Origin of the sequence: Paenibacillus lautus NBRC 15380, assembly GCF_004000945.1 — a bacterium.
Classification (GTDB): domain Bacteria; phylum Bacillota; class Bacilli; order Paenibacillales; family Paenibacillaceae; genus Paenibacillus_AQ; species Paenibacillus_AQ lautus.
The window spans coordinates 177097-186898 of sequence record NZ_BIMF01000014.1; the positions used below are offsets into that span (position 1 = coordinate 177097).

Annotated in this window: 8 protein-coding genes, 1 other RNA gene and 1 pseudogene; 4 read left to right on the forward strand and 6 right to left on the reverse strand. The window is 41.5% G+C overall.

Annotation, left to right across the window (positions count from 1 at the left end; genetic code table 11):
* Positions 1 to 159: 159 nt before the first annotated feature.
* Both PLA01S_RS22240 and PLA01S_RS22245 read right to left on the reverse strand, forming a co-directional pair.
* The gene (locus PLA01S_RS22240; protein WP_127594085.1) at positions 160 to 954 is read right to left on the reverse strand and encodes a sensor domain-containing protein; all 795 of its coding nucleotides are present in this window, start codon (positions 952 to 954) and stop codon (positions 160 to 162) included.
* A 464-nt stretch (positions 955 to 1418) separates the two neighbouring features.
* Complete coding sequence (locus PLA01S_RS22245; protein ID WP_127594086.1) at positions 1419 to 1691, reverse strand: DUF6809 family protein; 273 nt, start codon at positions 1689 to 1691, stop codon at positions 1419 to 1421.
* Positions 1692 to 1845: 154 nt separating this feature from the next.
* On the opposite strand from PLA01S_RS22245, the gene PLA01S_RS22250 reads away from it, so the two are divergent.
* The 3 genes from PLA01S_RS22250 (at position 1846) to PLA01S_RS22260 (ending at position 6354) form a co-directional block, all read left to right on the forward strand.
* On the forward strand, positions 1846 to 2088 hold the full coding sequence (locus tag PLA01S_RS22250) for a helix-turn-helix domain-containing protein (RefSeq protein WP_127594087.1): 243 nt from the start codon (positions 1846 to 1848) through the stop codon (positions 2086 to 2088).
* A 104-nt stretch (positions 2089 to 2192) separates the two neighbouring features.
* Entirely contained in the window at positions 2193 to 5639 is a 3447-nt protein-coding gene (locus PLA01S_RS22255) for an ATP-binding protein (RefSeq protein WP_127594088.1), read from the forward strand.
* 541 nt (positions 5640 to 6180) lie between these two features.
* Positions 6181 to 6354 (forward strand): AbrB/MazE/SpoVT family DNA-binding domain-containing protein, encoded by a 174-nt coding sequence (locus PLA01S_RS22260; protein ID WP_246059762.1) that lies wholly within the window; start codon positions 6181 to 6183, stop codon positions 6352 to 6354.
* Positions 6355 to 6544: 190 nt separating this feature from the next.
* On the opposite strand, the gene PLA01S_RS22270 is transcribed toward PLA01S_RS22260, so the two are convergent.
* Positions 6545 to 7000, reverse strand: a complete 456-nt coding sequence (locus PLA01S_RS22270; RefSeq protein ID WP_127594089.1) for an HNH endonuclease — start codon at positions 6998 to 7000, stop codon at positions 6545 to 6547.
* Positions 7001 to 7254: 254 nt separating this feature from the next.
* Here PLA01S_RS22270 and PLA01S_RS22275 point away from each other — a divergent pair, with 254 nt between their 5' ends.
* Positions 7255 to 8046, forward strand: coding sequence for a nucleotidyltransferase domain-containing protein (locus PLA01S_RS22275; RefSeq protein WP_127594090.1), 792 nt, complete (start codon positions 7255 to 7257; stop codon positions 8044 to 8046).
* Positions 8047 to 8139: 93 nt separating this feature from the next.
* Here the strand turns inward: PLA01S_RS22275 and ssrA are convergent.
* The 3 genes and pseudogenes from ssrA to PLA01S_RS22290 form a co-directional block, all read right to left on the reverse strand.
* Positions 8140 to 8504, reverse strand: a transfer-messenger RNA (tmRNA) gene (gene ssrA, locus PLA01S_RS22280).
* 262 nt (positions 8505 to 8766) lie between these two features.
* Positions 8767 to 9246, reverse strand: coding sequence for an SsrA-binding protein SmpB (smpB, locus tag PLA01S_RS22285; protein WP_023966984.1), 480 nt, complete (start codon positions 9244 to 9246; stop codon positions 8767 to 8769).
* A 149-nt stretch (positions 9247 to 9395) separates the two neighbouring features.
* A pseudogene (locus PLA01S_RS22290) lies at positions 9396 to 9802 on the reverse strand (ribonuclease R); the annotation flags it as partial.

A 9802-nucleotide genomic window follows, 5' to 3' on the forward strand; every position in this document is an offset into this window, starting at 1 on the left:
TCAATGAGCGGGTTTTATGGTCGCGAACCACGGCTGTGTAAAACCACAATACACCGCCGAGTATTCCATTCGTTACTTTTCCTACTCGTCTATCCAATTCGATTTTTGAAGCAATGTAGACGATACTTACCAAGTAGTAGACTCTAAAAAAGAGAGCTTCTAAAGCTCTCTATGGGCTGGCTGCATCATCCCTTGATTGGGGTGATCCTCTGGGTACTCGTAATATTGCGACTGAACGGGCGCATGTATTTGTGCTTCCATTGGCGGCATTGATGGCTGCTGATATGGCTCATCCACATACATGATTCTGCGCTGAATTTGCATGAGCCCATTCACGACGCGTAGCGCGACCCAGAACAGGATAAGACCAACGCCAACGTACAGCAGATATTGCTGATTATAAGTCCAATCTATGTGAAAATAACTGAACAAGCTATTCTCTAAAATATCAAGCTGCATTTCATTCATCAAAATGATATGGACGACGGGAAGAGCAATCAATCCGAGTCCTAGTGAAATCGCCGTTACCATAATAACAAAGAATACAATACCTGTTACAAATCTTAGTAATACGAGCAGCAGATTTCGAATGAATAGCCCACCGTCAAAGCCTCTCACCATTCGCTTCAACCAGTTCTGCCCAGCTTCAGACTGTTGATTGTAGGTATACGATACAGAAGGAGTAGGCAAACCTAAAATTTGTCTAATCATGCTTTGTTCAAAAATCACAATCCCATTCAACAGCTTGGCTACTCCAAAAAACAGCGGTATTCCGATAAATATGGGAGTCAAACCGATGGATAGTGTAAGTCCCGTTATCGCTACTGTAAAATAAATAATCCCTAACGGGAGAGATAGCAATAAATAGAGAATCGTTGCATAGGTTTTTGGATTAAAAAGCACCCAATTCACCTTGCCTGCCCGCGCCATTGCTGTCGCTTCTGTTGCCTTCATATTCAAACACCCCTTATGGCTTCATAAGTCACGCTCCGAGTTATAAATCCATTATATCCGCCTTATTTGGCTGACATAACCGTCTTAGGGGGTATCTGAACCTAGACTTTAGACTAGGAACCGGCCTGGCTCTGATGAACTTATTGAAGCAAAGACCCTATTTTAAACCGCCGAACGGCATTTTTTTGTTTAGACATGCAGGTTCTCTACTGGTGTAGTTCCAATTCATCCAGCAGCATTTTGACTACAATTTCATTATTATAAAGGCAAAAACCCGCTCCTGGAGCGGGTTTTTATTATGTAGACAAGGGGAGTCGAACCCCTGTCCGAAGATACCGACAACACAAGCTTCTATGGGTGCACCCAATGGTGATATCCGAAGTAGGGGCTGATAGCAAATATTTTGCGTATTAAAAAAGACACGATTCGTGTCTTTACGGCAGTTTTATAAGTGTTCTTACTGATCACACGATCTCAGAGTACACCTCGATGATCATCATCGCTCCCAGCCTGAATCCATCAGTAAAAGAAGCCGCCATTTCCAGCCCTTGAACTTGTCGATATAAATCTAATAGGTCCTCGAGCTCTCGAAACTCATCTTCTGAAAGCCTCTTCTTCCAGGCATCCATGGACTCGGATATTTGCCGGCTCAATTGGCGATACTGAGGGTCGTTGGAAACAGCCTTCTCTACAGGATTTAACTGCCCGTAATATAGGGATTCCAGGAAGCTTGGCATGGGATTCTCCTTTTTTATCAAATGATTCGCGGGTCGATAATACTTGTCTGACAAATTCATCATTGTTACGCATATGAGTACCATCATTGAGAATATTATACGGTACGCTTATGCGTATAGTCAAGTTGAAATCGATCTTTGAGAGGTGATTATAATGAGGAAAAAAGTTGTCGTTAAAATCTCGGAATTGACCAAGGCACATAATATTTCTTTGCGGGAATTATCCCGAATATCCGATGTACGGCACGCTGCATTAAGTGAACTTGCCAATGGAAAGCGGGAAAGTATCAGCTTTAGTCATATTGAAAGAATCGCTGAGGCTTTGAATATAACTGATATTCGGGAGATTATTGAGTTAGTGGATGAGAGGGAAGGTATTCACATCTATAATGAGTAGCTATAACGACAAGTATTTAAAATATTTAGCCCGTAATATCGCTGACCTATGTCAAATGTAGAATTAGACTATAGCTATTTCCTCAAAAGAATGGAGGTTTATATATGCCTAACTATAACTTTCATGATTTACTAGAGCCCCTCGAATTTGAAAAACTAATTTGTGATATTGTTCAAGTAAGGGAAGGTTTTTTTGTAGACATGTATAAAGAAGGTCGTGATTCAGGTATTGACGGTTCTTATATATTCCACGGCAAAAAAACCGTTATTCAAGCAAAACGCTATAAACAAAATTTCAAACAACTTTACAATAGCTTGAAAGACATTGAACTGCCTAAAGTGCGCAAGTTAAAACCTGACAGATATATCTTGGGTGTTTCAATTACTTTTCAACCAGGTGAAAAAGAACAAATTCAAGAATTATTTGAGGGGTTTATAACTAGTACAAATGATATCTTAAGCAAAATAGATATTAATAGGCTATTGGAAGAACCAAACTACAAATGGGTAGAGTTAGCTCATCCTAAACTTTGGTTACCAAGCATTAATGTGTTTCAAAAATTCCTTAATGAGTACACACACCGCTCACTGTATAAAGAATCAGCTGAAGAACTTAAAGAGGCATTGAAAGCATCTAACACGTTCGCCCCCACTCGAATCTATCGTGAAGCGTTACAAAAATGGTCTCATAATCATGTAATTGTTATTTCAGGAGAACCTGGTGTTGGAAAAACAACGATAGCGTATCTTTTAGCATTGGCATACCTGCAGCCAGACGACCTAGATGGGTTTATATGGGCGTACTCTATTAAAGATGTCTATAATATGCTTGAAGATGATAAAAAACAAGTCATTATACTAGATGATTTCTGGGGGAGTATTTTTCACAATGAAAGCACTCGTAGAAATGATGAAAATCAGCTTAATAAACTCATACAACGTATAATAGACTTTGGTGGAAATAAACGCCTTATCTTAACAACAAGGGAATATGTTCTTCGTCAAGGTCTACAAAAACAACCTATGTTAAAGGAAAAATTAGAGCAGTATGCTCTAATTTGTACGGTGGAGCAATATAGCAATATTGAAAAGGCCAGTATTTTGTTTCAACACCTATACTCATCAAATTTACAATACGAATACGTTTCCTATTTATTCCAAAACTGCAGTCGAATAATAAATCATGAGAATTATAATCCCCGTGTACTTGCCCTCTACCTAAACAAGGTACCAGATAAAGAATCTGCCCCAGAAGACTATTTTATTGATCTTTGTGATTATTTCGATGATCCTAGTGCATTCTGGGAGGATATTTTTTTGGAGCTTTCTCAAGAGGCACAGATTGTAGCCATGCTATTGCTAATCTCTTCAACTCCCATGTACCTCGAAGATATGAAATGCTGCTATGCAAAGTTTATAGATACTCGTACAAACAGAATGGAGATAAAAAAGCTAAGTGACAGTATCTCTGAACTTGAAAGAACTATGATTAAGTCTTTTTATAGTGATGAAGAAGACGAAGTTTTATTAAAATTCAGCATGCCTTCTGTGCAGGATTTTTTGTATTCATATATCAAAGAACATACTGAACAATTTATTCCTGAACTTTTACAATGCTGTACTTACTACAATCAACTTCAGTTTATGTTGGAATATTTTTCTAAGGATTCCAGTAAACAAGTCATGGAAATGATAGAGCAGCAATGTATATTACATTACGAAGATTATCCTTATAGCTATCATAACGAACCCGATAGCAGTTGGAATTGGGGGCCTGACTTGGTAGATGATTTACCTAGTGGGAAAGAGGAGCTTAATAGGTTCTTTCATTTGCTCCGTTGTTGTGATCCGCATCTACATTCCTTACTTTTTAACTTTTTAGAAAGAGAAATTAAGAATTACTGTTCAACTATGGGGCATGGAAATATAGAAGCACAGTATGTAGATCTTCATAACTTACCTGATATTATAGTTAGGTGTACTAATAAAGGTATGTCGTTTATAGGAAAAGATATTCTAAATCAATTTTATAAGGAAGCATTTAGTGTATATCATTATATGGCTATGGAAAAGTTTCAAATAGTGTTTCCAGAAGATTATAGTACTTACCACGACACTTATTATGAAAAGATAAAAAAAGAACTAAAAACGACACTATTGGCCGAAATAGAATTACTTGACTATTTAAATATGGATATGGAGCTTGATCTTCTTGTCGATAACATTCCAGAAATACTCCACCATTTCGGCCTTCGATACACTAACCAATTCGGAGAAAAAATAGCCTCTTTGTGTGGCCGAAAGCCGTTATTAGCAGAAAAAAAGAATGCCGTTAAGAAAGACTACAGTATTTATAAAGATGAAAAAGAACAATCACTAGAAGTGGTTAAACAGGATGCTGAAAATTGGCTTTTCGGTCCTAATGAGATCGAACTCGATGATGAGAAAATCTCAGAATTCATTACTTGGTCAGATCTTCGACCCTCTCTAAAAAAACAGTTAAAGGAGATATTAACAAATAATCATTCCCATTATATTCATGACTATTTACAAACTAGGGAATCAATACAACTACTCTTCGCATCAATGGGCGATCTTGAATGTCTGCCCGAAAAAGAAAGTAGCTTATGCATAATCCTGATCCAACATATACACCTACAAAATACAGATTTACAGCATATTAATCTAGTCGATTTCTGTGCTGAAGCTTTTTTATTATTTATGTATCGAGATGAACCTGTGATCCGTGTATCGGAATTTTTGTCAAGCGACATATATAATCACTATTTAAAAAACGATCCTGCTCTTTATAAAATTGTCTTTGATAATCTGATCCTTCAAGATTCACAATGGGTCCGTTTCCTTCACATCCCTATCTATACTTTCTGTTATGCTTTTATAACATGTATGGAGTTTAGGAATGGTAGGGATTCCGAGGAATTCCATCAAGAATATTTGGAAGAACTATTAGGAAGTAATTCTGACAAATTAAAACTTACTATTAATCATGATAAAGGAACAGAAAAAAGAATTTATTATACTGACTTCGGAACCTACTATTTTAGAAATTATGGTTGGGAAGGAAAATTGTATAGAATGTACGAACAACTAGATCCTCTTCAATTTAATCGTCTATACGTTGGTCCTAAAATTGAAGAATTTCTAAATCAACTTGGATATGAAAACGAAGAAAACAAAGTAATAAATTATCTTTCCCTCTGTGAATATAAATTTATTTACGAAGACTCTGGAGACCCTCATTATTCAATCGCTTCTATTTCTGACGATCTCTCGATGTTTGAGCATTTAAATATCACTAAAGATTGGGCTCCATATCCTAAAAAACTAAGTAAAAAAAGATTTAATGAATTCAAGAAAAACAAAGATATATGCGCTGAACATAATGAGAATTGGTCAATTCTAGTATATAAAATTAAGGAAGTTGAATTACTAAGAGAACTTGGGGCCTATGAAGAAGCGCTAGAGTTAATACAAGAAGTAGAGAAAATCCATTCAAGATTTTCTTCTGGGGATTATTCATCGATTCTATGATATCGATATTGATGAATTATTCTTAAGGAGAAACTAAACAGTTCAGAGAGAGGATTATCGTAAGACTTATCCTTAGAGTGGAAAATATTCATTTTTTTATAGGAGTGTTAACCGAATACGTAGGATCGAAGAAACTATGCATAGTTTCAACATTAGCTGAAAAACAAAAAGCGACCTCATCGGGTCGCTTTTCTAATGGTATGTACGGAGGCGAGGGGAGTCGAACCCCTGTCCGAAGATAACGACAACACAAGCTTCTACGGGTGTAGTGACAGATTTGATGTCACCCTAGAGACTCCCTGTCACCGGATTCCCTTCAAGTCAGCCTGATTGTCTTCTTCAGCACACCCCAGGCGGAGATGTGACAGCGTATCCCACTAAAGTTGAGCCCTCATCCCGGTACATGGGCTATTGATGACCCTACGCTACCCGCTGGCATAAAGGTAATATCTCCGCTTTCATATCTACCTACATTAGAAAGTTTATATCCTATAGTTTTCCAATTTATAACAATTGAATATGATGATAAGAAGGAAATCTAATGAACAGGATGATTGAGATGGAACGGAAAGTGACCAAATTCGGCAACAGCCTCGGTATAACCATGACTGATGCTTTGAAGCAAATTGGACTGGATCAAGGCGACACAGTCAGTATTGAGGTTAGTCCAGCCACAGGAGAAATCATTCCCTGGTCAAAACCATCCTTTCCATAACGCAAATAAATGGACTGCTTTTACAGCACTGGTTGTACTCCTACGCTTTAATGGCCTGCACTTCAAGATGGATGCAAGAAAGCCGAAAATTTTACAGTGGATATGGTTAACCATCAATTCGATCGTCAACAAACGGCTGCGATCATTGAAGCTCACTGCACCACGATTCCCAAATCATAAATCTAAGCCTTTACTCAAGTGTCCCTTTTTTCATTTGACGATGTCTGTATTTAGCTATAAAGATTCGCCAGCAAAGTTTCATAAGATTTGGAACAGAGTGTGCGTTTTCTTTGAGATAGGACAATGCAGAACGGTTGCCTCGTTTCGTATTGCATTCGCTGCATGAAGCGATCAGGTTTTGCGGAAGATCCGAGCCGCCTTTGCTTGAGGGGATAATATGGTCCACTGTCGTGGCGTGTCGTCCGCACCACAAACAAGTGTGATGATCTCGTTTCAGTGCAGCTTTTCGATAGTCCCGAAATAAGAACGGATTATAAAGCAATTGGATCGTCTGCTCATCAATCCAGACAGCTCGCGATCGCTCAACTTCCCGCCAAGCCCGATGGGGTAAACATGGTGTTAGTTGTTGACCATCCATATTGAGTACCGTTACCAATGGTTCCTCTCCATCATGACTATGATTCATCGATTTCACTCCATCTGTACGACATGTTCTAACCTATAGTATTAATATAAAACAAAAACACCATCCTCATGCGGATGGTGTTATTATGGTGGAACCGAGGGGAGTCGAACCCCTGTCCGAAGATAAGCTTCTACGGGTGTAGTCAGGGTTTTGGTGTCACCTGAGTATCACCCGTTTGACAACGAATTAACCACAATGATATATTGGCGTAATACCCATTTATATATGGGTCCTATCTTTAAGGAGTGCATAGCATGATGTTACCCGTTCACGAACGCTTCATTAAGCAGGCAAAAAAGAAAATCAGTCGAGATAATCGACTTACGGGCCTCCTTGCAGGCGGCTCCATGATCCACGGAGCCATGGACGAGTATAGCGATCTAGATTTAGTCATCGTGTACGATAACGCGTATCGCAATGAAATTATGGAGCAACGCATTCAGCTCGCAGAAGAGCTCGAACAATTACTGTCGGCATTCACAGGTGAGCATGTCGGCGAACCACGTCTGGTTATTTGCCTATACGGCCCACCGTTGCTTCACGTGGATCTAAAGTTCATTTCGAAATCGGAGCTTAGGATACGAACGGAGAATCCGATTGTGCTTTGGGAGAGAGACGAGGAGATCAGAACGATCCTTGCCGAGACATCCCCTGCCTATCCATCGCCCTCTATGCAATGGATGGAGGATCGGTTCTGGGTTTGGGTGCATTATGGTGCGGCGAAATTAGGAAGAGGCGAGTTGTTCGAGCTCATCCAACATATTACGTTTATTCGCAATGCAGTATTAGGACCGTTGATACTCATGCGTAACGGCCATCTTCCCGCGGGAGTCCGACGGCTAGAGCAATTTGCTGAAATGGAGATGGCTGAGCTTCAGGACACGATTCCACTCCACAGCTACGAAAGTTGTTACCTTGCGTTAAAGGCCACTATCAAGCTATATCAACGTTTACGCCAGGCTTCTGATGGTTGGATACGCAAAGAAGAAGCCGAACGCAATTCAATTGCTTATCTTGAAACCGTATATTCCACTATCCATAAATAAAAACATCTAAAAGACAGTGAAATTTATTATTCACACTTATCAGCTATTCTACAGCAAAAACCCGACCTCACGAGGTCGGGTTTTTCAAGGTATTGGTGGAGGCGAGGGGAGTCGAACCCCTGTCCGAAGATAACGACAACACAAGCTTCTACGGGTGTAGTGACAGATTTGATGTCACCCTAGAGACTCCCTGTCACCGGATTCCCTTCAGGTCAGCCTGATTGTCTTCTTCAGCTAGCCCCAGGCGGAGACTAGACAGCGTATCCCACTAAAGTTGAGCCCTCATCCCGGTACATGGGCGATACAGAGCGAGAGCACGCTCACAGGTTATTAAGCTGCGAAAGCGTAGTTGTTTTGTTGTTTGCCGTTTAATTGGCTTTAGCGTTGGTGAAGTGGACGCGTCCCCACTACCCGCTACTCATGCCCGAACTATCCCCGTCGAATCCAAAAACGCCCCCTTAAGTTGGAGAAATGCCGGTGTTTTGCACCTTGGCGTTCCTGCCAAAAAGGGCTATCGGATTAATCAAAGAATGTATTCAGTCATAGCAGTCAATCTATTGCGCATTCTTTCCCTCCAGAAAGAAAACACAAGCTGTATGCTGATTGTCAAAGATCTTATTGATCTCTCTTGCATCACTTAGTATATCACATTTTACATCAAAATGATATATACATTGCAGGTAACACAGATAAAAGCTGCCATCGTGGCTAAATACTTAATTACCTTGCAATCTTCTGCTTCTCGCGCAGTGCACGCTGGATATCGCGTTGTGCATCCTTCTTAGCGGCATCTGCCCGCTTGTCATATTGTCTTTTACCTTTACCGAGGCCCAGCAATAACTTGGCATAGCCGTTACGGATGTAGACTTTCAGCGGTACGATCGCGTAGCCATCCTGCTTGGATAGGCCCAGCAGCTTGCGGATCTGCTCCTTATGCAGCAGCAGCTTCCGTGTACGCGTAGGGTCCGTCGGGTTGTTGCGGTTCCCCTGCTCGAACGGGCTGATATGCATGTTATGGATATGAATCTCGCCATTCCGAATGGTTGCGAACGCATCTCCAATATTGGCACGGCCGTTCCGTATGGATTTGATCTCCGTTCCGGTCAACACCATTCCGGCTTCATACGTATCCTCGATGAAATAATCATGGGAAGCTTTTTTGTTCTGGGCCAGAACCTTCCCGTCACTTTTCTTACCCATGGTCTCACCCCTTGTCATCAACAATGATAATGGAAAAAGGACTTCCGGCAGACCGCCAATGCAATCTCACCAGAAGTCCATTGTATCAAACGTCAGCCTCTAAAAGCAAGGTGGGGCAAGCACCTCCAGCGTTAGTCAGGAGGAGAATGTTACTTTTTCTTCTTGCGGACAAAAGCGGCTGTACCGTTTCCGCCCTTGCTCTTCCGTTTGCGGCCACCGCCGCCACCGGAGTTGCCACCAGCATTGCCGCCTGGTGTTGGACCTTCGCCGATGAAAATGCCGCTGCCCGACGTCTTCTTGCGCCGGTTTTTACCACCAGCACCACCGGAGCTGCGGGCATTGCGGTCAAAGCCGAGAGCGCCGCCGCCTGCCGAGCTGTAGCCGCCTTTGCCGGAGCCAAAGGCGAAGTTCGACGCCTGCTGCTCACTAGCACCAGCACCCGCTCCAGCACCTGCTCCAGTTGGCGCCTCGCTGCTGCGCTTGCCGCGGCCACCCTGGCCGCCAGCGCTGTCACTGCGGCGTCCGCCTGGTGCGCCGGCTTCAACCGCGCCGCGCT

What these genes read in the sequence shown, in the direction of transcription:
- PLA01S_RS22260 (WP_246059762.1), top strand. Translation starts at nt 6,181, where the DNA reads ATGAACAGGATGATTGAGATGGAACGGAAAGTGACCAAATTCGGCAAC.
- PLA01S_RS22270 (WP_127594089.1), bottom strand. Translation starts at nt 7,000, where the DNA reads ATGAATCATAGTCATGATGGAGAGGAACCATTGGTAACGGTACTCAAT.
- PLA01S_RS22245 (WP_127594086.1), bottom strand. Translation starts at nt 1,691, where the DNA reads ATGCCAAGCTTCCTGGAATCCCTATATTACGGGCAGTTAAATCCTGTA.
- PLA01S_RS22255 (WP_127594088.1), top strand. Translation starts at nt 2,193, where the DNA reads ATGCCTAACTATAACTTTCATGATTTACTAGAGCCCCTCGAATTTGAA.
- PLA01S_RS22240 (WP_127594085.1), bottom strand. Translation starts at nt 954, where the DNA reads ATGAAGGCAACAGAAGCGACAGCAATGGCGCGGGCAGGCAAGGTGAAT.
- PLA01S_RS22275 (WP_127594090.1), top strand. Translation starts at nt 7,255, where the DNA reads ATGATGTTACCCGTTCACGAACGCTTCATTAAGCAGGCAAAAAAGAAA.
- smpB (WP_023966984.1), bottom strand. Translation starts at nt 9,246, where the DNA reads ATGGGTAAGAAAAGTGACGGGAAGGTTCTGGCCCAGAACAAAAAAGCT.
- PLA01S_RS22250 (WP_127594087.1), top strand. Translation starts at nt 1,846, where the DNA reads ATGAGGAAAAAAGTTGTCGTTAAAATCTCGGAATTGACCAAGGCACAT.